Here is a 24481-nt window from a genome sequence, read left to right as displayed (position 1 = left end):
CGGCCTAGATAAGATCGTACTGCTTTAGTTTCTTGCGAAGCGTGCCACGGTTGAGGCCCAGCATCTGGGCGGCCAGTGTCTGGTTGCCTTCCGTGTTGAGCATGACAGCCTGCAAAAGCGGCGCTTCCACTTCAGCCATCACCATGGCATGAAGATCGGTGACATTGCCGCCATCCAGGTGCTGGAAATAGCGTGTCATTGACTGCTCGACCGCTTCACGCAGCGTGCGCGGTGGGTCAATCGTGGCAGGTGTTGAGTCGATCATGTCACTGGCTATCGCTGGTTTGCTGGTCATGCGGCAAAGGTTCCATCAGGCGCTGTAAAAAGATCGGCGTGATCAAAAAAAGTATCAATGAAGGCATGCTGTTGTGCTGGCGACTCCAGCTTGTTGAAGCGTTGTCGCCATTCCCCGGGAGCCTTCAGGCCGTCGAGATACCAGCCTAGATGTTTTCTGGCGATACGGACGCCCATATGCTCACCATAAAAGTCGAGCAGGGCGCCGAGGTGGTCGTGAATGACCTGACGACGCTCGGTGTTCGAAGGTGGCGCGGAGTGCTCGCCGGTAGCCAGAAAATGCACGATATCACGGAATATCCATGGGTTGCCCTGCGCCGGACGACCAATCATGACAGCGTCTGCGCCGGTCAGTTCCAGAACCCTGGCGGCCTTGTCCGGAGAATCGATGTCACCATTGGCGAAGACAGGAATGGCGACGCTCTGCTTGACCCGTCTGATCGTGTCGTATTCAGCTTCTCCGGTGTAGCGCTGCTCCCGGGTCCGGCCATGAACTGCCAGTGCAGCAATGCCGGCGTCTTCTGCCATGCGGGCGATGCGTACGGCATTGCGGCTATCTTCACACCAGCCGGTGCGCATCTTGAGGGTCACCGGAATGCTGACGGCGGATACCACGGCATGCAGGATGTCGTATACCAGCGCTTCATCGCGCATCAGGGCCGAGCCGGCGGCCTTGTTGCAGACCTTCTTGGCCGGGCAGCCCATGTTGATGTCGATGATCTGTGCACCAAGATCGGCATTGGCGCGGGCGGCATCAGCCAGCATGTCCGGATCCCCGCCGGCAATCTGGACACTGCGCAGGCCGCTTTCACCGCTGTGATCAAGCCGCAGGCGAGACTTGGGGGTATGCCATAACCGCCTGTCGGCGGTGACCATTTCCGATACGGTCATGCCTGCACCCAACCGCCGGCACAGGGTGCGAAACGGTCGATCCGTCACGCCCGCCATGGGCGCAAGGATGACTCTGTTATCCAGTGTGTACGGCCCTATGCAGGGTGATAAATGTGTCATGGATCGCATGTCGGCAGGAAGGCGGAAAGCGGCCCATGATACCGAGCGTGTGCAGGATATTGAAGCACTCTCTCGGTATCGGGGCCTTATTTCAGCAGTGAGTAGGACAATAGCCGTCCAGTCGGACCCAGCCTTCGTCTTCTTCCGGGGAATTCATGATCAATCCCCGGGCTTCGTAGGCAGCCATGACCTCATCGGCCTGGTGCGCCAGAATACCGGACAGGGCGATGAGACCGCCGGGGGCAACAGAGCCTGCGATCATGCCGGCCAGCTCAACCAGGGGCGAGGCCAGGATGTTGGCAATGACAATATCGTACTGGCGTGCTGGTGCCTGTTCCGGGTAGTGCAGCACGAATTGCTCGTCGGTAACGCTGTTGCGTTCGGCATTGTCACGACTGGCCTGCAGGGCCTGGGGGTCAATGTCGGTACCATCGGCAAAGCCTGCGCCCAGTTTCAGGGCGGCAATGGCGAGGATACCCGAGCCGCAGCCCACATCCAGTACATCCTTCCCTGTCAGGGCGCCGGCGCAGGCCAGGCTATCCAGCCAGCGCATGCAAAGGGCCGTAGTCGGGTGTGTGCCGGTGCCAAAGGCAAGTCCCGGGTCAAGCAGCAGGTTGACGCCCTCCGGGTCCGGTGCCTCATGCCAGCTTGGAACCACCCACAGGCGTTGTCCCATGCACAGGGGTTTGAAGTCTTCCATCCAGGTCCGGCTCCAGTCCTGGTCATCCAGAACATCGTAATTGATGACCGGGCAGGGCTCGCCGGGCTGCTGCGTCGCCCAGGCAGCAGCCACCCGGGCCAGCATGGCATCGGCGCCGCCAATATCATCGTACAGGCCGGTTAAAACGGTCTGATTCCACAGGGGGGTTGAGCCGCGTTCAGGCTCGTAGACCGGGGAGTCCTTTGCGTCTTCAAGCGTGATCGCGCAGGCGCCTTCCGTGAGCAGAAGCTCTTCCAGAATTTCTGCCTGCTCGGGAGCAATATGGGCTTTAAGCTGTAGCCAGGGCATAACGTATCCGTGCAAAAAAGCGATAAAAAAGGGGCGATTGGATCGCCCCTTGAGTGTCGTACCAGTCGCGCGGCTAGCTAAGGCCGAGCTTCTTCTCGAGGTAGTGAATGTTGACGCCGCCCTCCTGGAAGGCCTCATCACGCACCAGATCCTTTTGAAGATCAATATTGGTCCGAATGCCTTCTACCAGCAACTCGTCCAGGGCATTGCGCATCCGGGTCAGTGCACTTTCACGATGCTCGCCCCAGGTAATCAGTTTGCCGATCAGCGAATCATAGTGAGGCGGTACCGTATAGCCGGTGTACAGATGTGAATCCATCCGAACGCCAAGGCCGCCGGGGGCATGATAAAATGTCACCTTGCCCGGTGATGGCATGAACGTGCGTGCATCCTCGGCGTTGATCCGGCACTCGAAGGCGTGACCATCTGCCTTGACGTCTTCCTGGCGGATGCTCAGTGGCATGCCCGAGGCAATCTTGAGCTGCTCCTTGACAATATCGACACCGGTAATCATTTCAGTGACCGGGTGTTCGACCTGAACCCGGGTGTTCATTTCAATGAAATAGAACTCGCCGTCTTCATACAGGAACTCGAATGTACCGGCGCCGCGGTAATTGATCTTGATGCAGGCATCAACACAGGCCTGTAGTACCCTGGCCCGGGCTGTTTCATCAATATGCGGAGCGGGCGCTTCTTCCAGTACCTTTTGATGACGACGCTGCAGCGAGCAGTCGCGATCGTACAAATGAATGGCATTACCCTGACCATCGGAAAGTACCTGAACCTCGACGTGCCGGGGTTTTTCCAAGTATTTTTCCATATAGACGACATCACTGCCGAAGGCCGCGTTGGCTTCGGCCTTGGTGATGCTGACCGCAGAGAGCATCTGGCTTTCAGAGCGCACGACTCGCATTCCGCGTCCACCGCCACCCGCTGCTGCCTTGACCATGATGGGGTAGCCGACACGGCGACCGATGGCCAGAATTTCCTCGTCATCATCCGGCAGGGGGCCGTCGGAGCCTGGTACGGTAGGTACGCCGGCAACCTTCATGGCCTCGATGGCCGATACCTTGTCACCCATCAGGCGGATGACGTCGGCAGACGGGCCGACAAAGATGAAGCCGGAGCGTTCCACCTGCTCGGCAAAACCGGCATTTTCCGACAGGAAGCCGTAGCCCGGGTGAATTGCGGTCGAATCCGTTACCTCGGCGGCAGAAATCAGTGCCGGGATATTCAGATAGGATGCGCTGGAGGATGCCGGGCCGATACAGACGGCTTCGTCGGCCAGGCGCACGTGGATCAGGTCCCGATCAGCCTTGGAGTGCACGGCAACAGTCTTGATGCCAAGCTCCTTGCAGGCTCGCAGGATGCGAAGTCCAATTTCGCCGCGGTTGGCGATCAATACCTTCTCTAGCATGAGGGGTGTCCGTTGCGAATCAGGAAATGATGAGCATGGTTTGATCGAATTCAACCGGCTCGCCGTCTTCCACCAGAATGGCTTCGACGATACCGTCCTTGTCAGCCTCGATCTGGTTCATCATTTTCATGGCTTCAACGATACAGATCACATCGCCTTTCTTGACGCTGTGACCTACTTCGACAAAGGACTTGGCGCCCGGGGCCGGGGAGCGATAAAACGTGCCTACCATCGGAGAGGTCACGGCATGGCCGGCCGGGACGGAGGGGGCGGCGGAGTCTTCAGCCATCGGGGCTGCCTGCGCTGCCGGTGCCGGAGCGGGTTGTTGCGGCATTGCCTGCGGGTAATAACCACCCATCATGGGCTGCTGCATCTGACCCTGCCCCATGTTGCGACTGATGCGAACGGACTCCTCGCCTTCCTGAATCTCGATTTCGTTGATATTGGATTCTTCCAGAAGTTCGATCAGCTTTTTGACCTTGCGAATGTCCATGGGGGATATCCTGAATGTACATGGCTTGAGGTGTGGCACGGGGCCATCACCGTGAAAAAAGGAGGGTGTCAGACGCTGTTAACCTTGTCGTGTTTCAACACGATCACATCATTAACAAGCAAAATAGCGTCTGAAGTCACTGTTGGCGGAGTTTGCCGAAAAATGAAAGAGGTGTCCAGTCCGGGAGGCCTGGTAGCACAAACACTGTTTCTGAACCTTAGTCTGCCAGCACTTGTTCAAGCGCCTGTTGCAGACGTGCTGCCTCAGGCTCACCGATCAGGCGGGCTGACTTGATTTCGCGCTTGCCATCATAAAATAAAAGTCCGGGTGGGCCGAACAGTCCCAGCTCCTTCAACAGCTTTCGACTGGCGAGTGAGTTGTCGGTTACATCCAGTCTGATAAGGGCCAGTTGCTTCAATGAAGCATGAATGGGGGGGGCGGGAAACAGTTCGTGCTCCATCGCCTGGCAGCTGATACACCAGTCGGCATAGACATCCACCATGGCCTTTTTACCTTGTTGACCTGCCTTTTCCAGCGCGGCCTGAAGTTCGCTTTGGTTGGTTACCGTTGTGAAGGTAAGTGTCGCTGGCGACGATGCGCGTGGTGTCTGCTCTGATGTAAAGGGAGCCAGTGGCATCAGAGGCGATGAGCCCCCTGCCAGTGCGCCCAAAAGGGCACTGCTGCCATAAAGCCCCAGCGTCATGGCAGCGACCAGCGTGATGATACGGCGTGGTCGGGCGGGGTCGCTGGCTGGCGCTGAAGACACCCACAGGGTGACGGCGCTCATCAGCGCGAGTATGCCCCACAGGGCCATGCTGATCGTGCCGGGCAGCCAGCGCGCCGATAGCCAGATGGCCATGCCCAGCATCAGTATGGCAAAGCCGTGCTTGACTGTTTGCATCCAGGCGCCGGAGCGTGGCAGCAGGTGCGCGCCCAGTGTGGTGGCAATAATCAGCGGTAGCCCCATTCCCGCGCCCAGCAGGCCCAGCGCCAGGGCACCCTGCCAGACATCGGCGGTGGCTGACAGGTAAAGCATGATGCCGGCCAGAGGCGCTGAAATGCAGGGAGAGACTACCAGCGTTGACAGGGCGCCGGCGCCGGCAAGGCCCAGTGGCCCGCCGGCATGCAATCGCGTCTGCCACTGATCCGTTCGCTGCTGCCAGCGTCCGGGCAGTCTGACCCGTACCAGGTCGAGCAACCACAGCGCAAATATCACAAACAGCAGCGAAAAGGTGCCCAGTACCCAGGGAGACTGCAGGCGTGCCTGCAGATTCAGCGACGCACCGAACAGGCCAAGTAGAATTCCGAGTACGGTATATGTCAGCACCATGCCGGTAACGTAACTGCTGGAAAGACTCAGGGCTCGGCGTCGGGTGCTTTGGCGGCCGGCAATCAGCGACGCCAGTATCGGCAGCATGGGTAACACGCAGGGAGTGAATGTCAGCCCCAGTCCTGCCAGGAAATACAGGCCGAATGACCAGAGTCGTGGGGCATTATCCGGCGGCTCGATACCTTGTGTGGCCGGCTCGGACCTGACGGTATATCTGTCGGTGCTGGCTTGAGGTGATGCATTGAGAGGGCTGTCGCCACCGGTATCGACAGTCAGGGTGCGTGTTTCAGGCGGGTAGCACAGCCCGGCATCGGCACATCCCTGATAGTGAACCACAAGGCTCAGGGTTTCAGGCAGGGGGCCGTCAATGCTTCGAATGGGAGCAGATACCGTGACGTCGTGATAGTACGCCACAATGTCGCCGAGATAGTCGTCGTGTTTTGGCGTGCCTGCAGGCAGATCAAGCGAGCCAAGCGTTACGCCATCAGTCTTGCTGTCAAAAGCGAACTGACGCTTGTAAAGGTAATAGCCGTCGGCATTGGTAAAGCGTACAAAAAGCCGGCCCTGGTCTACCCATGCGCTGGGCGAAAAGGCCTGATCCACCGGCAGGAAGGCCGTGGCTTCACTGTGTTGGCCGGGAAGAGGGCTGCGAGTGGTGTTGCCATCGAACAGGCCGGCCTGGGCCGAAAGGCTCGAAAGAAGGGTCAGCAGCAGGAGGCAGGAGGCCAGAATCTGGGTCATGACAGGGCTCGGTGCAGGCACGCCGGTATCAGCGCGGCGCTGTAGAATGCGTAGGACAGTACGCACCATCAAAAAGGCCACCCGAAGGTGGCCCGTGTCACGGTGCGACAGAACTAGTTGGACTCGTTCTGGTAGGCCGCGATGGACTTTTCGATAGCCTTGCGAGCGGCATCAGCATTGTCCCAGGACTCGATCTTGACCCATTTGCCCTTTTCGAGATCCTTGTAGTTCTCGAAGAAGTGCGCGATCTGCTGGCGAAGCAGCTCAGGCAGGTCGGTGACTTCCTGAACGTCATCGTAAAGCGCTGACAGTTTCTCGTGCGGTACGCAGACCAGTTTGGCATCTTCGCCGGCTTCATCGGTCATGTTGAGTACGCCGACCGGCCGGGCCCGAATGACAGCACCTGGCTGTACCGGGTAGGGAGTTACAACAAGTGCGTCGAGCGGGTCGCCGTCATCTGCCAGAGTGTTCGGGATGAAGCCATAGTTGGCAGGGTAGAACATGGGGGTGGCCATGAAGCGATCCACGAGCAGCGCGTCCATGTCCTTGTCGATTTCGTACTTGATCGGCGCGTGATTGGCCGGGATCTCGATGGCGACATAAATGTCGTTGGGAATATCCTTTCCGGCCGGAATCTTGTCGAAACTCATGGTGAGTCCTTGCTTGGGTCAGTAAAACATAACGTAAAGTGGACGAATTATACGAACAGGCTCGTCCGATTACCAATGCCAGGTTTTTAGAGTTACGCTTTGGCACAATTTTGTGCGATGCACCATGCGGAGTGCTCAACCCTGGCGGCAGAATGCTTTATCATATGTTTTCAGCTTTAAAAAGAACTGAAAGCGAGGCGCGTGAATGGAAGATGCCGCTCGATTGAGTTTTGGTCAGGCGTTTGTGGCTGCGGACAAGCGCTACCATCGTTCCTCGATGGTGGTACAGATTCCCGACGGCGAAATGATGGCCAGTCAGGGTGCGTGCGCGCTGATTTCGGACTCGACATCACGCAATGCCATTGCCCGCCAGGCTGGCGACCTGTCGGCTCGTGGCTTTCTTGCTGACTATTATTCAACGCCCGAGCACTGGGACGTCAAGACGGCGGCAACACGAGTACTGCGTGCGCTGAATGGGTGGTGCTATAGCCAGAGCCGTTTCGTCAAGGGCGGGGGGTATGTGAGCTCCCTGTCAGCGATGGTGTTTCAGGGCACGGATGCCCACCTGTTTCACATGGGTGATACGCTGGTCTTTCGCCTGCGCGGCGCGGAGTTCGAGCAGATTTCCCGGGATCACGTGACCGATATCGGCGGCTATCGGTATCCTTCCCGAGCTCTCGGAATGGACGCCAATATCGATATCGATTACATGACACTGCCGATGAAACAGGGCGATATCTTCCTGTTCACAACCCAGGCCGTCAGGGGAACGTTGCTGCCCTCCGATTACGTCCAGCAGATCCGTCTTTCTGCCGATTCTCTGGATGGGGCCTGTCAGCAGCTGGCCAGAGCCGCGGCTGCCCGTGCAGGGGAGCGGGGGTATGATGGGCAGTCGTTCTGCTTTCAGCTTGTCCGGGTGGATCGGCTGCCCGAGTCAGGCAGTGAAGGGCCGGACTTACGCTTTGGCAAGCTGCCTGTGCCACCGGAGCTGGTGCCGGGGGAGCAGTTCGAGGGTTATGATATCGAGGCGGCACTTTCTCCTGGCGGGAAAGCGCGTGTATATCGTGTTCGCGATGTTGATACCGACCGTCGCTTCATCTTCAAGTCACCCAGCCCCGGGCTGGCGCTGGATGATGCATATCTGGCTCATTTCATGCTGCAGCAGTGGGTAGCCGAGCGGGTCAGTTCACCGTTTATCGTACGCTCTGTCTCGCCGGCACGCCCGCGCCGCCATCTTTATTACCTCATGGAGGATGTAGAGGGGGAGCCGCTTGATCAGTGGATGGCGCGCCACCCGGAAGCCAGCCTCGAGCAACGTCTGGATATTGCCCAGCAGATTTGCAAGGCCGTGCATGCCCTGCACCGCAAGAATATTCTCCATCAGGGGATCTGCCCCGAGAACATCATGCTGGACCGCCATGAGGGCGTGGTGCTGATTGATTTCGGAGCCTGCTACTTCATGGAGCACGATGATCAGGAGGGTGCCCGCGCACTGGTGTATGACATCGGGATGAACCCTCATCATTCGCCTGAATATGCGTTGAAGGATAATGTCAGTCGACGCAGCGATCAATTTGCGCTGGCCTCTGTCATTTACTGGCTGGTCAGCGGTGGCCTGCCTTACGGAGAGAGTCTGAATGGCCTTGCGGGTCGAAGTGAACTGGATGGTCTCGCCTACAGGCCGCTTGCACTGCAGCAGCCATCATTGCCACCGGTACTGGATGACACCCTTCGGCGAGCATTGATGCCTCAGAAGGCTCTGCGGTATCGACGCCTCTCTGAACTTGTGTATGGACTCAAGCTGGCGCGCCAGGCCTGGCATGCCGGGCAGGAGCTCATGGAGCCGCCGCCACAGCATGTTCCTGCCGGTCGCAGGACAGAAACCCGCTGGAAGATCGTGGCAGGGATTTCATTGCTGGCTCTGATCATTTCGTGGTGGTTTTGAGCGGATTGCCGCCTCTGGTGGGACGCCGGGCAAAAAAAGGCAGCGACATCGGTCGCTGCCCCTGAGCCCCATCAGGCTGCTTCAGATTTCAAACGGTGCCAGCTTTTTCGGTACGGTAGCCAGTTTCAGTTTGGCATAGTCCGGCATGCCGTTGACGAACGGCGGGAAATCCTCGCCCTGGATCAGTGGCTCCAGGTAATCGCGGCAGGGCTGGGTGATGCCGAAGCCATCTTCACGAATGAAGTCAGCCGGCATGAATTTTTCCTGGTTGGCGATGTCGGCCAGCGGCGCATCAAAGATCGACCAGCTGTAGGGCGACTGACTGTCACGGCGAATGGCAGGCATGATGGCGTTCTTGCCTTCCAGAGCACATTCGACGGCGCGCACGCCGACGGCGTAGGCCTGCTCGACATCTACCCGTGATGCGAGATGGCGTGCAGAGCGTTGCAGGTAATCCGGGACTGACCAGTGATACTTGTAGCCCAGGTCCTGTTTCACCATGCCGGCCAGTGTCGGTGCGACACCTCCGAGCTGACGGTGGCCGAAGGCATCGGTATTACCTGCATCAGCAAGAAAGGAGCCATCTTCGTAGCGGGCGCCTTCCGAGACCACAATGACGCAGTAACCGTATTGCTTGACGGTTTCATCGACCTTGCGCATCACGCGCCGGCGGTCAAAGGGGACTTCCGGGAAAATGACCATGTGAGGAGGCGCGGCGCCTTCTCCGCCAGCCAGCGCGCCGGCGGCGGCAATCCAGCCGGCATGACGTCCCATGGCTTCCATCACGAAGACCTTGGTAGAGGTGGCGCACATGGAGGCCACATCAAGCGCGGCTTCACGAATGGATGTCGCGATGTACTTGGCCACGGAGCCAAAACCGGGCGAGTTGTCGGTCAGCGGTAGATCGTTGTCGACGGTCTTGGCAACGTGAATTGCCTGGAGCGGATAACCCATGCGCTCGGAAAGCTGTGACACCTTCAGGCAGGTATCGGCACTGTCACCACCGCCATTATAGAAAAAGTAGCGAATGTCATGGGCCTGGAATACTTCGATCAGGCGCTCGTACTGAACCCTGTGAGTGTCGATGCCCTTGAGCTTGTAACGGCAGGAGCCGAACGCGCCGCCGGGGGTATGACGCAGTGCAGCGATGGCCTCATCACTTTCCTGGCCCACGTCAATCAGGTCTTCTGTCAGGGCACCAATGATGCCGTTATGGCCGGCATACAGGTGACCGATACGGTCACTGTGCTGTCGACAGGTTTCGATCACGCCACAGGCACTGGCGTTGATGACCGACGAGACACCGCCGGATTGCGCATAGAAGGCATTATGTTTTGCCATGGAAACTTCCTGCTGTTTTTTGGGGTTCTTCTCTCTTCTCTCTCTGAAATGCCGGGTTGCCTACTTGCGCTAACCGAACACTTGCGCCGGCCATCTTAGCGAAAAGAGATGACCGCTGCGAGGCAGAGACTGACGACTTGTTGATCTGCGTGCTAGTCTGATCCGGCTTTATTGATGAGTCAGGATTTATGCACGTTCATATTCTAGGTATATGCGGTACGTTCATGGGCAGCCTTGCGCTGCTGGCGCGGGAGTGCGGGCATCGGGTGACCGGCAGCGATGCCAATGTCTATCCGCCGATGAGTACTCAGCTTGAAGAGCAGGGCATCAGACTGATGTCCGGCTTTCATCCTGATAACCTGACCGATACTCCGGATCTGGTGGTGATCGGAAACGCGCTGTCGCGTGGTAACCCTGAGGTGGAAGCAGTTCTTGATCGAAAGCTGCCTTACACCTCCGGCCCACAGTGGCTTTCCGAGCATGTGCTGCCGGGGCATCGTGTGCTGGCAGTAGCAGGAACACACGGGAAAACGACAACGGCGAGCATGCTGGCGTGGATTCTCGAGTGGGCGGGTCTGGCGCCCGGATTTTTGATCGGGGGTGTGCCCGGCAACTTTGACGTATCGGCGCGCCCGGCCAGCGGCAAGGCACCACTGTTTGTGGTCGAAGCGGATGAGTACGACACGGCCTTTTTTGACAAGCGTTCCAAGTTTGTTCATTACCGGCCGGATATCGCAGTGTTGAACAATCTGGAGTTCGATCATGCCGATATCTTTGATGATCTGGCCGCCATTGAACGTCAGTTTCATCACCTCGTGCGAACGGTGCCTGGGTCGGGCAGCGTTATTGTTGCCGATGATACTGCGGCACTCGAGCGAGTGCTCGAAAGAGGTGTATGGTCGACGGTTGTTCGGTTCGGGGGAAGCGATAGCGGCTGGCAGGCACGTCTGGCCTCCGGTGGTCAGCAGGTGCGTGTCAGTCACGGTGAGGCGGAGTACACCATCGAATGGGGCATGACCGGGCGGCACAATGCCTTGAACGCTCTGGCGGCAATGGCGGCTGCCGAGTCGGTGGGTGTCGATCCCGAGTGTGCCGCCGCTGCGCTGTGCCGGTTTAATCCACCGAGGCGCCGTCAGCAGGTGCGCGGCGAGGTGCGGGGTGTCATGGTCATGGACGATTTTGCGCATCACCCGACCGCTATCGAGGCCACCCTGGAAGGGCTTTCTTCCCTGGCACGTCAACGTGGTGGCCGCCTGTGGGCAGTGATCGAACCCCGCTCCAACACCATGCGGCTGGGTACCATGAAGGCTCGGCTGAGTAGTAGTGTCGCACAGGCCGATGGTGTCTGGTGGTTCCAGCCGGCTGGACTCGACTGGTCACTGGATGAGGTGGTCTCCACCAGTTCGGTGCCATCCCATGTTTTCCATCATATCGATGAACTGGTGGACAGTGTGGCGGGGATGGCATCAGCACATGATCTGGTGGTGGTCATGAGCAACGGCAGCTTTGAAGGCGTTCACGAGCGCCTGCTGGCGGCGCTCGTGAACTGACGCTGACTTACACGGCCGGGAACAGCATGATGCGCCCGGCCATGAGAACCGCCGTTACCCACAGCAGGTGCCCCCAGGGCAGACGTGCTACCGGTCGATGCGAAAATCGGTGGTAGCTGATCCGAGTGACCGCACAGACGCACAATCCCAGAAGCGCCCCGCCAATCAGATCGCTGACCCAGTGTACGCCCATCATCAAGCGCGACCATGCCATCAATGCAATCAGCAGGGTTGCTGCCCAGTAGACCCAATGACGTCGTTGTGGTCGCACTACGCCATCGGCAATGAATGCCGCCGCCAGCCCATAGACAACTACTGCGCCTGAAGTATGTGCGCTTGGGTAGGAGAAGGAGCCGGTCAGGTAATCCGGTGTCATGGGTCGAGCGCGGCCTACCATATGCTTGAACCAGATATTGGCCAGCGCAATGCCACCCAGGGCCCCAAACCAGTGCAACAGGGTGACCCAGTAGCGCTGAATGACAAGCCATAGCATCCATGGTGCCATCAGTACCAGAATCCCCAGCTTATCGCCGGCCTTGGCAAGCATCAGGGCTACCGCATTGGCGGCAGGGCTCTCAAGGGTAGTAAAAAAGGCGTTGGCCCGGTGATCAAAGGGCAAGGGGTCGGGATGATGGGCAATGAAAAGGCTCCATCCGGTAAAACCGATAAGTGCGCCAATCAGCAGCAACAGTGATGGCAAGGGTGGGGCGCCTGCAGTTTTATTCATTCGAAAGCTTAACCATAAACGTCGGCGCCATGCGGCACGGCGTGCCCACTGAAGCACAAGGCGGTACAGCGAGCCTGTGCGCTCGGTATGGCGCCTGATAAATGAAAAAAGCCAGGAGGCAGTAATGACTACCAGTCCCAGCAGCAATAACCAGCCAAAACTGTCCTGATAATGGCTGAGCGTGGTTTTCCAGGTTCTGCCCAGATAATACCCCGGCAACACATAGGCCGGCGCCCATAACAGGGCCGACATGATATTGACGGTAAAAAAACGGCCTGACGGCATGTGACACATGCCGGCGACCAGCGGAATGAAGGGGCGAATCGGGCCTATGAAACGGCCCAGCAGCACCGACATCACGCCATAGCGATGAAAAAAGGATGTCCCGCGGGCCAGGGCCTCCGGATAACGGTGAAAGGGCCACATCCGCGGCAGCCGCTCTCGGTTGCTGTATCCCAGCCAGTAGCTCAGCCCGTCGCCAACGATGGCACCGAGGGTGGCGCTGATCAGTAGCAGTACGATGGACAAATTGTCATGGCCGGCCAGAGAAGCAATGGCAGTGATGATGATGACGCCCGGAAAGGCCAGTCCAACCACTGCCAGGGATTCCAGCGCCGCCACCACGCCCAGCGCGATGATCAACAGGGTGGGTGAATGTGCGATGGGGTCTATCCACGTGGAAGCTTCCATTGACCATTATTTCCTTCGTCCATGTATCTGTGGGTATCCTGCCCACTAACGCAGTGTGCCATAAGCGGGTTGTGGGTGGCCTTGATTTTTACTTGCCCGGGCGGCTGACTTATAGTGACGTGAATGCGTTATACACCGGTACAGGGAGAGAGGCATGAATCAGGGGCAGGCCGAATCAGTATCGGTCGAGGAACACGTTTACGCATTGTGTCAGGCGGCTCGTGAAGCCAGCCAGGTGCTGCGAAGTACACCGGCACACGACAAGAACAAGGCGCTGCTGGCCATGGCCGAGGCGCTGGATTCGCGCCGTGAGGCACTGAAACAGGCCAATCAGCTTGATCTTGATCTGGCCAGAGCGCAGGGGCTGGACAAGGCTCTCATTGACCGGCTGGCACTGACCGATGAGCGCATCGATGGCATGATCAAGGGGCTGAGCACGGTTGCCTCGCTGGCTGATCCGGTGGGGGCGCTTGACCAGGTGCGCGAACAGGCCAATGGCCTGCGCATCGGCAAACGGCGAACGCCGATCGGTGTCATTGGCATCATTTATGAGTCTCGTCCCAATGTGACCATCGATGCGGCAGCCCTGTGCCTCAAGGCAGGTAATGCCGCGGTGCTTCGCGGAGGATCAGAGGCTCGTCATTCCAATGCCGCCATTGCTGGCTGCGTAAAGGATGGCCTTGCGGTTGCCGGATTGCCTGACGGTTCCGTCAGTGTCATAGGTACCACGGATCGCGCGGCGGTCGGAGCACTGATCACGGCCAGCAAACTGGTTGACCTGATCATTCCGCGGGGTGGCAAGTCGCTGATTACGCGCATTTCGAACGAGGCAACGATTCCAGTGCTCAAGCATCTGGAAGGGTTGTGTCATGTATATATTGATGCCCAGGCGCAAAGTGATGCCATGGCCATGGATATTGCCTTCAATGCCAAGTGTTATCGGTATGGCATCTGTGGCGCCATGGAGACATTGCTGGTCCATCGGGACCGGGCAGCAGCGATACTGCCTGCGCTGGTGTCGCGTCTGGTGGAGCATGGTGTCGAGGTTCGGGGATGTGACACGGTGCAGTCGCTGGTTGCCGTGCATCCTGCGACGGTTGATGACTGGTCCACCGAGTATCTCGGGCCGGTGCTGGCCGTCAGGGTGGTAAATGATCTGGATGAGGCTATTGCACACATCAACCATTACGGATCCCATCACAGTGACGCCATCGTGACAGACAGTCTGACGGCCAGCGAACGCTTTATGGCCGAGGTCGACTCAAGCTCTGTCATGGTCAATGCGCCGACCTGCTTTGCTGATGGCGGTGAATATGGTCTGGGCGCTGAAATCGGTATCTCTACCGACAAGCTGCATGCACGTGGACCGGTAGGGCTTGAAGGCCTGACGACCCAGAAATACATCGTGATCGGTCAGGGGCAGTGCCGTGGCTGAGCGAATTGCCATGCTGGGGGGAACGTTCAACCCGGTTCATCTGGCGCATCTTCGCAGTGCGGTTGAGCTTGGTGAGGCGCTGGCGCTTGACCGGGTGCATATGGTTCCGTGCCATGTGCCACCGCACCGCGATGAGCCGGCTACTTCCGCGGTGGACCGGCTGGCCATGCTGAAGGCCGGCATTGATGGCGCCTCGGGGCTGCTGGCGGACGATCGAGAGTTGAAACGAGACGGACCTTCCTGGTCACTGGATACATTGCGCTCCCTTCGAGAGGAGTATGGTCCCGATGTCCGTCTGGTCATGGCCATTGGCGATGATGCGTTCGAACGGCTGGATCAGTGGCGAGCGCCTGCCGCGCTTTTTGATTATGCCCACCTGGTGGTGATCGCACGGCCGGGCCATAAGCTGTCCCTGCCAGAAGAGCTTGGCGAATGGCTGAAGGCGCGTCATGCCGCCGATCCCGCAGCGCTGTTTGATGACGCGCCGGCCGGTCGCTGGCTTCGCCTCTCGCTTCCGTCGCCCATGGCCATTTCCTCCACCGATATTCGGGCTCGTCTGTGTGCGGGAGATTCCATACGTTTTCTGGTTCCTCGCGCCGTGGAGCGTTACATTCGGGACCATGGCCTTTATGATCAATAAATGCTGGCGAAAGCTGACTGTGTCAGTACAATGCCACCTCTTTTAATCAACCGTCGAGACACCATGCAAACAGAAACCCTGACCTCTTTGGTCGTCGAAGCCCTTGAGGGGCTCAAGGGGCGTGACATTACGACGATGGACGTTTCCGAACTGACCAACGTTACGGATGTCATGATTGTAGTCAGCGGCACTTCGAGCCGTCATATCAACGCGCTTGCCAATGCCGTCGTTGTTGATGTCAAGGCCAATGGCCTTCAGCCCATTGGAGTAGAAGGCAAGCAGGGCAGCGAATGGGTCCTGGTAGATCTGGGTGACGTCGTTGTTCATGTCATGACACCGGATACCCGTGCGCTTTATGACCTTGAGCGTCTCTGGAGTGATTTGCCCTCCGATACGGATCGCGAGTCCAGGGTCCGCCATTGAAGCTGAAGATTCTGGCCGTCGGCACAAAAATGCCGGACTGGGTGGAACGCGGCGTCAATGAATATGTCAAACGCATGCCACGCGACATGCCGGTCGAGTTCATTGAGCTGGCACCGGGGCCGCGACAGAAAAGCAGCTCCGTAGACAAGGCGATTGCCCAGGAGGGTGATCGCATGTTGTCAAAGCTGCGTGAACAGGATCATGTGGTTGCGCTTGATGTCCCGGGGAAACGGTGGGATACGCCGGCATTATCGGGGCACATGGAGCAGTGGCGATCGCTGGGACAGGATATTGCGCTGTTGATCGGGGGGCCGGACGGGCTTGACGCTCGCTGCCTTGCCCGTGCCAATCAGTCCTGGTCACTGTCACCGCTGACGCTGCCGCACCCGCTGGTTCGAATTATTCTGGCCGAGCAGCTTTACCGTGCGTGGACACTACTCGCGGGACATCCTTACCACCGCTAATTCCAACTTGGGTCAAAGTGCGACATGCGTCCACGCCGCCGCGCAACGCTTAACAATACCCAGCAGGAAATCAGTCTGTTCAGGCGCCGCAGCATTGTGGCGCTTCTGGTCGTTGTTCTGCTGATGTCGACACTTATAGGCCGTCTGGTCTATCTGCAGGTCATCAAGCACGACGTTTTTATCACGCGTTCCGACAACAATCGGATGCGCGTTGAACCCCTGCCGCCCAATCGTGGCCTCATCTTTGATCGTAATCATCGCGTTTTGGCGGAAAATCGTCCCACTTATAACCTGACCATCGTGCGTGAGCGGGCTGATGATGCTGATGAGACGCTCAGGTTGCTGGTGGATATTCTCAATCTGCCAAAGGATGATATAGCGCTTTTCGAGCGTCGTTCACGTCAGCGCCAGCGTCCCTACCAGTCCGCCCTGCTGATGAGTGATTTGACGGAAGCGCAGATCGCCAATCTGGCTGTGAACCGTTACCGACTGCCCGGTGTCGACGTAGAGGCTCAGCTACTGCGCTATTACCCCAACGGCTACGTCATGTCGCATGTGCTGGGGTATGTAGGGCGGATCAGTGAAAAGGACCTGAAACGGCTGGATGCGGGGAACTACGCTGGTACGCACTTTGCCGGCAAGCTGGGCATCGAACGATTTTATGAGGACGAACTGCACGGCAAGGTTGGCTACCGCACGGTGGAAACCAACGCCCGCGGCCGTGCGCTTCGTGAACTGGATCGCACTCCGCCGATGTCCGGGAAAAACCTGACGTTGACCATCGACAGTGACCTCCAGTCACTGGGTTACAGGTTGCTGGAGGGCAAGCGTGGTGCCATCGTGGCCATCAATCCTGCTACCGGTGGCATTCTGGCCATGGTCTCGACACCTGGTTATGACATCAACAAGTTCGTGACCGGCATCGGGACCAAGGACTATCGGGCCCTGCAGGAAGATCATGATTTGCCACTGTATAACCGGGCGGTACGGGGGCAGTATCCGCCTGCCTCGACCGTCAAGCCCTACATGGCCCTTGCCGGTCTGGAGAACGGGGTGGTTACGCCACAGACAACCGTCTATGACCCGGGCTATTACAGGCTGCCGAATGACTCGCGCCGTTACCGAAACTGGCTGCGCTGGGGGCATGGGCGCGTCAATATGCGGCGGGCGCTCAGGGTTTCCAACGATACCTACTTCTATACTGTTGCCCATGACATGGGCATTACCCGTCTGTCGGATTTCATGAAACGCTTCGGCTTTGGCACGGATTACAGCATGGATGTATGGGGGGCCCAGAGTGGCATCATGCCATCGCCGGACTGGAAGCGCGGCCGGTTCAACAAGCCCTGGTATCCCGGCGAGACCCTTTCGGTGGGCATCGGGCAGGGATACTGGCTGGCGACGCCGCTACAGATGGCGACAGCTGCCGCAGTGCTGGCCAACAAGGGCAAATGGGTGCGTCCGCATCTGGCGATGAAGGTGGGTGATACTCCGATCGCTCCTCCCTTCGCGGAAACGCCGCCGGATGTCGAGCTGAAAAACAGCCAGTGGTGGCATCTGGTCGACCAGGGGCTTGAAGACGTCATTCAGAGCAATGAAGGGACGGCCAGGTCGCTCAAGCGAGGACTTGAATACACGATGGCAGGCAAGACCGGGACGGCGCAGGTCTTTACGCTGGGCCAGAACCAGAAGTACAACGCCTCCGAGCTGCGTGAACGATTGCGGGATCATGCGCTGTTCATGGCCTTTGCCCCGGTTGATGAACCCCAGATAGCCATTGCCCTTATCATCGAAAATGGGGGTGGTGATCATCTGGCAGCGCCCATCGGCCGCAAGATGCTGGATGCCTGGTTGCTGCCTCGAATGAAAAAGGAGGCAGCAGTGGCTGCGGCTCCCGATATTGAAGAGCTTGCCAGTGGTGCGTCTGATCATTAAGGAAGGCTTATGCAGCATGTAGCATCACGTTCTCGCCGGCGTCATAAAAAAAGATTTCATTGGCGCAGCTGGCGAATCGATCCCTGGTTGACGCTGGGGCTGTTGGTGCTGGTCTGCAGTGGGCTGGTGGTGCTTTATAGTGCCAGTGGCGAGTCCCGTTATCTGGTGGAAGCGCAAACCATGCGGTTTGTCGCAGCCTTCGCGGTCATGGCTGTGGTGGCTCAGATCCCGCCGCATTTGCTGATGCGAATGGTCCCTCTGTTTTACCTGTCGATTGTAGCCATGCTGGTTGCTGTGGATGTGATCGGTTCTCACGCCATGGGGGCGACGCGGTGGCTTGAGATACCCGGCGTTGTACGGTTTCAGCCGTCAGAGCTCATGAAGATAGTGATGCCAATGACGATTGCTGCCTATCTTTCCAAGCGTGACCTGCCTCCCAATTGGACCGATCTGGGTATCTGCCTGTTCATCATGGGATTGCCGGTAGCCCTGATTGCCAAGCAGCCTGATCTGGGGACCTCGCTGCTGGTGGCTTCCTCGGCCGTATTCGTGGTGCTGCTGGGTGGTCTGTCGTGGCGACTGGTCGGTTTTTTTGCCGTGCTGGCACTCGCGGCGCTGCCGCTTTTATGGCTTAACATGCATGGCTATCAAAAGCAGCGTGTTCTGACCTTTCTGAATCCTGAAAGTGATCCTCTGGGCGCCGGCTGGAACATCATTCAGTCCAAGACCGCGATCGGCTCCGGAGGGATATCCGGCAAGGGGTGGATGGAGGGAACGCAGTCCCAGCTCGAGTTTCTGCCCGAGCGCCATACCGATTTCATTGTCGCGGTTCTGGGTGAGGAGTTCGGGCTGATCGGTATGCTACTGCTGCTGCTGTGTTATCTGCTTATTATCTGTCGGGGGCTGTTCATGGCCAGCAGGGCTGGTGATACCTATGGTCGCTTGCTGGCGGGCAGTTTGATCCTGACGTTTTTCGTGTATGTGTTCGTCAACATCGGTATGGTCAGTGGTTTATTGCCGGTCGTCGGTGTGCCACTGCCTCTTGTCAGCTACGGCGGTACGGCCAGCGTGACCTTGATGGCCGGCTTCGGTATCCTGATGAGCGTTTATACCCATCGCAAGTCATCGTCGTGAAAAGGGAGTTCTGCATGGCGCTACATGCTGTAAAAGGAAAGGGACTGGTTACTGGCTGTCTGGCAATATCGCTGGGCATCTTCTCTTCTGGAGCGATGGCAGCAGGGGAGTTTGACCCGGTCGACCATCCCGAGGTCAGGGCGATGATCGATAGCCTTGATGCCAAGGGGCTGGACCGCAGCAAGCTGATCCAGGTCATGCAGAACGCCGAGCTCAAGCAGAGCATCATCAAGGCCATGACACGGCCTGCCGAGCGCCACCTTCGCTGGGATGAATACCGTAATATCTTCATTCAGCCCAAGCGTGCGCAGGCCGGTGCGGCCTTTATCGAAAAATATCACGATGCCATGATGCGTGCCCAGCAGGAATACGGCGTACCGCCCGAGATCATCGCGGCCATCATCGGGGTCGAAACCTCCTATGGTGGTAACAAGGGCTCTTATCGCGTCATTGATGCACTGTCGACGCTGGCTTTCGAGTTTCCGCGTCGTGCCGATTTCTTCCGCAAGGAACTCGAAGCCTACCTGGATATTACCCTGAATCAGGGGCTTGATCCGCTGGCGCTGAAAGGGTCCTATGCCGGTGCCATGGGGTATCCGCAGTTCATGCCCACCAGTTATCAGGCCTACGCTGTCGATTTCAATGGCGACGGAATCAAGGACCTGTGGAACGAGCCGGAAGATGCCATTGGCAGTGTCGCGAGCTATTTTTCACGTCATCACTGGCAGAGCGGCGAACCGATTTACATTGATGCAACCGGTCCCATGACACCGCCCGGTGCCATCGCCTTCAACCAGGTGAGCAAGGGAACCTCGACCACCATCGCAGCGCTTGAACAGGCTGGTATCAAGGCTGACGGCGCATTGCCGAGTAATACCTCGGTGCTGCCGGTAGCGCTTGATTTCGAAGATGGCCATACCCGGTATGTTCTCGGAATGCCCAACTTCTATGTCATTACGCGCTACAACCATAGCCACCTTTACGCCATGGCAGTCACGACCCTGGCAGAGCACATCAAGGACGTCATGGCACAGGAGAAATAAGGTGTCGAGACAGTTTTGCTGCATTCTGGCACTGGCGCTGGCCCTGACGGGCTGCGCCAGCAGTGGAGGAGGCGCCGGTAGTTCCTCTTCCGGTGGTCGCTATCACCTGGACAAGGATGGGTATCCCGAGGACATGCTGGACATGTCCCATGTCAAGGACGCGGTACCTCGCAAGGAGCCGCGGTCCGCCAGCGGCAACCGACCGACCTATTCCGTATGGGGCAAGACCTACCATGTTCTGCCCAACAGTAACGGGTACAGTGCCACCGGGCTGGCTTCATTTTATGGTACCAAGTTTCAGGGGTATGCCACGGCCAGTGGCGAGCTTTATGACATGTATCAGATGACGGCAGCCCACAAGACCCTGCCACTGCCTACCTATGCGCGCGTCACCAACCTTGATAATGGCAAAAGCGTGATCGTGAAGGTCAATGACCGTGGTCCATTTCATGATGACCGTCTGATCGATCTTTCCTACGCTGCTGCCTATCGACTGGATATTCTGCACCACGGCACCGGGCGGGTTCGGGTGGATGCCATTGATCCCGATACATGGAAACAGGCAGCGCCAGTCAAACAGGCTGCAGGTGCTGTGCCTGCCGCGGTATCGAACAACCGTCAGGCCGCTGCGGCCGGCAATTATTTCGTTCAGGTGGCAGCCTTGAAGCAGGCTGCACAGGCTGAGCAGATGAGACAACAACTTGCTGCACGGGTAGCGCACCCTGTCCGTGTGATTCATGAGCAGGGGGTGTACAAGGTGCAGGTTGGACCACTGGCCGACAGGATTGTCGTACAATCAACAAAATCTGCCCTGGGGCGTGCTGGTTATCCTCAGGCGTTTACGGTCTCTCCCTCGGAGTGAATAGCAGTTTAAACGAGAGCAAGCTCTATGACTTTTTTAGCAGCATCCTTTACCCTTTTGCGGCGTTGTTCCATGGCCGCAGTGATAAGTACTGCCTTTCTGGCAGCGGCTCCGGTGCTGGCCGCCGATGAAGATCCGGTCGCTGATCCGCGACCCAATGTAGCCAATTTCGTGCCATCTCCCCCGGAGCTCAATGCCAAGTCGTGGGTATTGATGGATGCACGTAACGGCAAGATTCTGGTGCAGCACGATGCAGAAACCCGGCTGCCGCCAGCCAGCCTTACCAAGATGATGACTGCCTATATTGCTGAATACGAGATGGATCACGGCCGTCTGTCGCCGAATGATACCGTACGTATCAGTGAGAATGCCTGGCGGACCGGCGGGTCGCGGATGTTTGTCAAGGTAGGCTCACAGGTGCCGGTCAAGGACCTGATGCAGGGGATCGTGGTGCAGTCGGGCAACGATGCGACCGTCGCCATGGCGGAGCATATCGCCGGTAGTACTTCTTCCTTTGCTGATCTCATGAATCAGCATGCACAGCGCATGGGGCTTCAGAATACGCATTTCAAGAACCCTACCGGTCTGCCGGATGATGAGCACTATTCAACCGCGGCTGATCTGGCCACGATTGCTCAACACATCATCAAGGACTTTCCTGATCACTATAAGCTGTATTCCGAGAAGTATTTCACCTGGAATGGTATTCGCCAGCCGAACCGCAACCTGCTGTTGTGGCGTGATGCCCGGGTTGATGGGCTGAAGACCGGCCATACCGATGCTGCGGGCTTTTGCCTGGTGGCTTCGGGCAAGGAAAACGGTACCCGACTGATTTCCGTTGTCATGGGCACGGGGTCGGAAAATGCGCGTGCTCAGGAATCAGAGAAGCTGTTGAGCTACGGGTTCCGCTATTTCAAGACCCAGAAGGTTTACGATCAGGGGGCGGTGCTGAAAAAGGTTCGCGTCTGGGGCGGGGCCAGCAATGAGCTGTCTGCCGGCGTGGATCATGATGTTTTCCTGACGCTGAGCAGTCAGGGCAATACGGCGCTTAACGCCCGAATCAATATCAACAAGGATATCGATGCGCCCATCACGAAAGGGCAGCAGGTTGGTACGATCGATATTGTCCAGAACGGTAGCGTTATCCATCAGGAACCGCTGGTGGCCCTGAACGACATTGATGAAGGCAGCTTCTTCAAGCGCATCTGGGACAAGGTTGTTCAGTTTGTCATGAACCTGTTCTGACAGGCATGCTGATTCAGCGATGAAGTGATGCAATGAAGGCGGCCCGGCTGACGGGCCGCCTTTTTTTGCGTAAAATACCCGGCATTCCCCTGGACGTGGAGCGACATATCATGTCTGCATCTGATGAGCTTGTTGATTATCCGCGCGACTATGGTCTGCGCGTAGTGGGTGACAACGTTGACCAGCTCGAGCTGGACGTTATCGCTCTTATGGAAGAACACTGTGGTGACAGCTTTGATCCTGACAAGGTGACCACACAGCCCAGCAGTAATGGCACTTACATGTCGGTACGTGTGTCGTTTCGCGCTGAAAGCCCGCAGCATCTGTCACTGCTGTTCAGAGCGCTTCAGGCCAACAAGCGCGTGCGGATGGTGCTTTGAGCGCCCTGGACGCCATTGAGGTATTCTGTCTGGGTCGCCGATCCTATGAGCCTGTCTGGGCGGCGATGAAGGCCTACACTGATACCCGGGGAGACGATGACCCGGATCAGATATGGGTTGTCGAACATGACCCGGTCTTTACTCAGGGGCAGTCCGGCAAGGCCGAGCATATCCTGGCGTCTACGGGCATCCCTCTGGTTCAGACAGACCGTGGTGGCCAGGTCACCTATCATGGGCCGGGTCAGCTGGTAATGTATCCCCTGATCAATCTGCGGCGTCGCGGTGTGGGGGTACGTGACATGGTGAGCGCGCTGGAGCAGTGCGTGGTGGAGAGTCTCGCCGATCATGGCATTTCTGCAGCAGCCCGACCCGATGCACCAGGTGTTTATGTAAACCAGTGCAAGATTGCCTCTCTGGGTTTGAGGGTGCGCAAGGGAGCCAGCTATCATGGCGTTGCCTATAACCTGGATATGGATCTGACACCGTTTTCCGCTATCAATCCTTGCGGTTATGCCGGTCTGCAAATGACTCAGCTGGCTGATCTGATTACGAAAGCCGTTGATCAGTCTGCCGAAATGCACCGTGTGCTGGGGCATCTGGCACATCATCTCAACGACGCTTCATGGGTCATGCGGCCTGATTTACCTGCCGCTCTGGCCGACACTTTTTTCGACACAGGACAGCGTTAATGACCGAAACTCATGCAACTCCGAAAAAACAACGCGCAGAACGCGGTGTAAAACTGCGTGGCGCTGAAAAGGTCGCGCGCATCCCGGTCAAGGTTATCCCGACAGAAACCCTGCCTAAAAAGCCGGACTGGCTGCGGGTTCGCATGCCGGTATCCCAAGAAGTTACCCGTATCAAGGAAACCCTGCGTCGCCACAAGCTGCATACCGTGTGCGAGGAGGCATCATGCCCCAACCTTGGTGAGTGCTTCAATGGGGGTACGGCTACCTTCATGATCATGGGTGACATTTGCACTCGTCGTTGCCCCTTCTGCGACGTGGCTCATGGCCGTCCCAACGCATTGAATGAAGACGAGCCACGTGAACTTGCCGATGCCATCGCTGAAATGCGTCTCAAGTACGTGGTCATTACATCCGTGGATCGTGATGACCTGCGTGATGGAGGGGCCATGCACTTCAATAACTGCATCCGCGAGATTCGGGCTTCCAGCCCATCCATTGAAATCGAGGTGCTGGTTCCTGATTTCCGCGGTCGGATGGATGTCGCCATTGATATCATGCGCCAGGAGCCACCGGATGTGTTTAACCACAATCTGGAAACTGTCCCGACACTCTATCGGAAAGTGCGTCCGGGGGCAGATTATCAGTGGTCACTGGATCTGCTGAAGCGTTACAAGGAAGCTCGCCCGGAAGTGATGACCAAGTCAGGCCTGATGCTGGGTGTCGGTGAAACCGATGAGCAGGTTATCGAGGTCATGAAGGACCTTCGCGCCCATAATGTTGATATGCTCACGCTGGGTCAGTATATGCAGCCATCGCGTAACCATTTGCCGGTGGATCGCTGGGTTCACCCGGATACCTTTGACTGGTTCGCCGAAAAGGGCCATGAAATGGGATTTGTGCATGTGGCTTCCGGTCCGCTGGTTCGCTCAAGCTACCATGCCGACAAGCAGGCACATGGGGAAAAGGTGAAGTAAGCTCGCCGACTTCATGTTCAAAAGCCCGCCACAAGGCGGGCTTTTTTTACGCGATCGGA

Annotated in this window: 23 protein-coding genes; 14 read left to right on the top strand and 9 right to left on the bottom strand. The window is 57.8% G+C overall.

From position 1 onward, the window contains the following. Positions 1-4: 4 nt before the first annotated feature. From fis to ppa, 7 genes are all read right to left on the bottom strand, one after another. Complete coding sequence (fis, locus tag OQ287_RS04825) at positions 5-295, bottom strand: DNA-binding transcriptional regulator Fis (protein ID WP_250937196.1); 291 nt, start codon at positions 293-295, stop codon at positions 5-7. Then, positions 292-1314, bottom strand: a complete 1023-nt coding sequence (gene dusB / locus OQ287_RS04820) for a tRNA dihydrouridine synthase DusB (RefSeq protein WP_456152070.1) — start codon at positions 1312-1314, stop codon at positions 292-294. Before dusB ends, fis begins: the two co-directional genes overlap by 4 nt. 82 nt (positions 1315-1396) lie before the next feature. Beyond that, positions 1397-2314, bottom strand: a complete 918-nt coding sequence (gene prmA, locus OQ287_RS04815; protein WP_265895726.1) for a 50S ribosomal protein L11 methyltransferase — start codon at positions 2312-2314, stop codon at positions 1397-1399. 73 nt (positions 2315-2387) lie between these two features. Beyond that, positions 2388-3731, bottom strand: a complete 1344-nt coding sequence (gene accC / locus OQ287_RS04810; RefSeq protein WP_250937188.1) for an acetyl-CoA carboxylase biotin carboxylase subunit — start codon at positions 3729-3731, stop codon at positions 2388-2390. Between the two features lie 19 nt (positions 3732-3750). Beyond that, a complete protein-coding gene (gene accB / locus OQ287_RS04805; protein WP_250937187.1) occupies positions 3751-4224 on the bottom strand; it encodes an acetyl-CoA carboxylase biotin carboxyl carrier protein in 474 nt (157 codons plus the stop codon). A 217-nt stretch (positions 4225-4441) separates the two neighbouring features. After that, positions 4442-6364 carry a protein-disulfide reductase DsbD gene (gene dsbD, locus OQ287_RS04800; protein ID WP_265895725.1) on the bottom strand — a complete coding sequence of 641 codons (1923 nt, stop codon included), beginning with the start codon at positions 6362-6364 and terminating at the stop codon, positions 4442-4444. Between the two features lie 44 nt (positions 6365-6408). Further along, positions 6409-6945 (bottom strand): inorganic diphosphatase, encoded by a 537-nt coding sequence (gene ppa, locus OQ287_RS04795; protein ID WP_250937185.1) that lies wholly within the window; start codon positions 6943-6945, stop codon positions 6409-6411. Between the two features lie 205 nt (positions 6946-7150). Between ppa and OQ287_RS04790 the strand changes: the two genes are divergently transcribed. Beyond that, positions 7151-8890 carry a bifunctional protein-serine/threonine kinase/phosphatase gene (locus tag OQ287_RS04790; protein ID WP_265895724.1) on the top strand — a complete coding sequence of 580 codons (1740 nt, stop codon included), beginning with the start codon at positions 7151-7153 and terminating at the stop codon, positions 8888-8890. An 81-nt stretch (positions 8891-8971) separates the two neighbouring features. Here the strand turns inward: OQ287_RS04790 and OQ287_RS04785 are convergent, their stop codons facing one another. Next, a complete protein-coding gene (locus OQ287_RS04785) occupies positions 8972-10231 on the bottom strand; it encodes a 6-phosphofructokinase (protein ID WP_250937183.1) in 1260 nt (419 codons plus the stop codon). Between the two features lie 188 nt (positions 10232-10419). Here OQ287_RS04785 and mpl point away from each other — a divergent pair, with 188 nt between their 5' ends. Next, on the top strand, positions 10420-11781 hold the full coding sequence (gene mpl, locus OQ287_RS04780; RefSeq protein ID WP_265895723.1) for a UDP-N-acetylmuramate:L-alanyl-gamma-D-glutamyl-meso-diaminopimelate ligase: 1362 nt from the start codon (positions 10420-10422) through the stop codon (positions 11779-11781). 7 nt (positions 11782-11788) lie between these two features. On the opposite strand, the gene OQ287_RS04775 is transcribed toward mpl, so the two are convergent. Further along, complete coding sequence (locus tag OQ287_RS04775) at positions 11789-13198, bottom strand: bifunctional DedA family/phosphatase PAP2 family protein (protein WP_265895722.1); 1410 nt, start codon at positions 13196-13198, stop codon at positions 11789-11791. Between the two features lie 154 nt (positions 13199-13352). Between OQ287_RS04775 and OQ287_RS04770 the strand changes: the two genes are divergently transcribed. The 12 genes from OQ287_RS04770 (at position 13353) to lipA (ending at position 24422) form a co-directional block, all read left to right on the top strand. Further along, positions 13353-14633 (top strand): glutamate-5-semialdehyde dehydrogenase, encoded by a 1281-nt coding sequence (locus OQ287_RS04770; protein ID WP_250937175.1) that lies wholly within the window; start codon positions 13353-13355, stop codon positions 14631-14633. Continuing rightward, positions 14626-15273 carry a nicotinate-nucleotide adenylyltransferase gene (gene nadD, locus OQ287_RS04765; protein WP_322974098.1) on the top strand — a complete coding sequence of 216 codons (648 nt, stop codon included), beginning with the start codon at positions 14626-14628 and terminating at the stop codon, positions 15271-15273. The genes OQ287_RS04770 and nadD overlap by 8 nt, the downstream gene beginning before the upstream one ends. 63 nt (positions 15274-15336) lie before the next feature. Further along, complete coding sequence (rsfS, locus tag OQ287_RS04760) at positions 15337-15696, top strand: ribosome silencing factor (RefSeq protein WP_250937172.1); 360 nt, start codon at positions 15337-15339, stop codon at positions 15694-15696. After that, entirely contained in the window at positions 15693-16160 is a 468-nt protein-coding gene (gene rlmH, locus OQ287_RS04755; RefSeq protein ID WP_250937171.1) for a 23S rRNA (pseudouridine(1915)-N(3))-methyltransferase RlmH, read from the top strand. Before rsfS ends, rlmH begins: the two co-directional genes overlap by 4 nt. A 24-nt stretch (positions 16161-16184) precedes the next feature. Continuing rightward, on the top strand, positions 16185-18095 hold the full coding sequence (gene mrdA / locus OQ287_RS04750) for a penicillin-binding protein 2 (RefSeq protein ID WP_250937167.1): 1911 nt from the start codon (positions 16185-16187) through the stop codon (positions 18093-18095). Positions 18096-18104: 9 nt separating this feature from the next. Continuing rightward, entirely contained in the window at positions 18105-19229 is a 1125-nt protein-coding gene (rodA, locus tag OQ287_RS04745; protein ID WP_250937166.1) for a rod shape-determining protein RodA, read from the top strand. A gap of 14 nt (positions 19230-19243) precedes the next feature. Next, positions 19244-20272, top strand: coding sequence for a lytic murein transglycosylase B (gene mltB / locus OQ287_RS04740; protein ID WP_265895721.1), 1029 nt, complete (start codon positions 19244-19246; stop codon positions 20270-20272). A gap of 1 nt (position 20273) precedes the next feature. Next, positions 20274-21134, top strand: a complete 861-nt coding sequence (locus OQ287_RS04735) for a septal ring lytic transglycosylase RlpA family protein (RefSeq protein ID WP_250937160.1) — start codon at positions 20274-20276, stop codon at positions 21132-21134. 72 nt (positions 21135-21206) lie between these two features. Beyond that, complete coding sequence (locus OQ287_RS04730; RefSeq protein WP_250937158.1) at positions 21207-22379, top strand: D-alanyl-D-alanine carboxypeptidase family protein; 1173 nt, start codon at positions 21207-21209, stop codon at positions 22377-22379. 110 nt (positions 22380-22489) lie between these two features. Beyond that, positions 22490-22759, top strand: coding sequence for a YbeD family protein (locus OQ287_RS04725; RefSeq protein ID WP_250937157.1), 270 nt, complete (start codon positions 22490-22492; stop codon positions 22757-22759). Further along, positions 22756-23448, top strand: a complete 693-nt coding sequence (gene lipB / locus OQ287_RS04720; RefSeq protein WP_407658223.1) for a lipoyl(octanoyl) transferase LipB — start codon at positions 22756-22758, stop codon at positions 23446-23448. The genes OQ287_RS04725 and lipB overlap by 4 nt, the downstream gene beginning before the upstream one ends. Beyond that, on the top strand, positions 23448-24422 hold the full coding sequence (lipA, locus tag OQ287_RS04715) for a lipoyl synthase (RefSeq protein WP_250937156.1): 975 nt from the start codon (positions 23448-23450) through the stop codon (positions 24420-24422). The genes lipB and lipA overlap by 1 nt, the downstream gene beginning before the upstream one ends. The last annotated feature ends 59 nt before the right edge of the window (positions 24423-24481 follow it).

Origin of the sequence: Larsenimonas rhizosphaerae, assembly GCF_026240105.1 — a bacterium.
GTDB classification, from domain to species: domain Bacteria; phylum Pseudomonadota; class Gammaproteobacteria; order Pseudomonadales; family Halomonadaceae; genus Larsenimonas; species Larsenimonas rhizosphaerae.
This window is presented reverse-complemented; position numbering and strand designations above follow the sequence as displayed.

Excerpts from the sequence above, each read along its gene's own strand:
- fis (WP_250937196.1), bottom strand. The coding sequence starts at position 295 with ATGACCAGCAAACCAGCGATAGCCAGTGACATGATCGACTCAACACCT.
- dusB (WP_456152070.1), bottom strand. The coding sequence starts at position 1,314 with ATGCGATCCATGACACATTTATCACCCTGCATAGGGCCGTACACACTG.
- prmA (WP_265895726.1), bottom strand. The coding sequence starts at position 2,314 with ATGCCCTGGCTACAGCTTAAAGCCCATATTGCTCCCGAGCAGGCAGAA.
- accC (WP_250937188.1), bottom strand. The coding sequence starts at position 3,731 with ATGCTAGAGAAGGTATTGATCGCCAACCGCGGCGAAATTGGACTTCGC.
- accB (WP_250937187.1), bottom strand. The coding sequence starts at position 4,224 with ATGGACATTCGCAAGGTCAAAAAGCTGATCGAACTTCTGGAAGAATCC.
- dsbD (WP_265895725.1), bottom strand. The coding sequence starts at position 6,364 with ATGGTGCGTACTGTCCTACGCATTCTACAGCGCCGCGCTGATACCGGC.
- ppa (WP_250937185.1), bottom strand. The coding sequence starts at position 6,945 with ATGAGTTTCGACAAGATTCCGGCCGGAAAGGATATTCCCAACGACATT.
- OQ287_RS04790 (WP_265895724.1), top strand. The coding sequence starts at position 7,151 with ATGGAAGATGCCGCTCGATTGAGTTTTGGTCAGGCGTTTGTGGCTGCG.
- OQ287_RS04785 (WP_250937183.1), bottom strand. The coding sequence starts at position 10,231 with ATGGCAAAACATAATGCCTTCTATGCGCAATCCGGCGGTGTCTCGTCG.
- mpl (WP_265895723.1), top strand. The coding sequence starts at position 10,420 with ATGCACGTTCATATTCTAGGTATATGCGGTACGTTCATGGGCAGCCTT.
- OQ287_RS04775 (WP_265895722.1), bottom strand. The coding sequence starts at position 13,198 with ATGGAAGCTTCCACGTGGATAGACCCCATCGCACATTCACCCACCCTG.
- OQ287_RS04770 (WP_250937175.1), top strand. The coding sequence starts at position 13,353 with ATGAATCAGGGGCAGGCCGAATCAGTATCGGTCGAGGAACACGTTTAC.
- rsfS (WP_250937172.1), top strand. The coding sequence starts at position 15,337 with ATGCAAACAGAAACCCTGACCTCTTTGGTCGTCGAAGCCCTTGAGGGG.
- mrdA (WP_250937167.1), top strand. The coding sequence starts at position 16,185 with ATGCGTCCACGCCGCCGCGCAACGCTTAACAATACCCAGCAGGAAATC.
- rodA (WP_250937166.1), top strand. The coding sequence starts at position 18,105 with ATGCAGCATGTAGCATCACGTTCTCGCCGGCGTCATAAAAAAAGATTT.
- mltB (WP_265895721.1), top strand. The coding sequence starts at position 19,244 with ATGGCGCTACATGCTGTAAAAGGAAAGGGACTGGTTACTGGCTGTCTG.
- OQ287_RS04730 (WP_250937158.1), top strand. The coding sequence starts at position 21,207 with ATGGCCGCAGTGATAAGTACTGCCTTTCTGGCAGCGGCTCCGGTGCTG.
- OQ287_RS04725 (WP_250937157.1), top strand. The coding sequence starts at position 22,490 with ATGTCTGCATCTGATGAGCTTGTTGATTATCCGCGCGACTATGGTCTG.
- lipA (WP_250937156.1), top strand. The coding sequence starts at position 23,448 with ATGACCGAAACTCATGCAACTCCGAAAAAACAACGCGCAGAACGCGGT.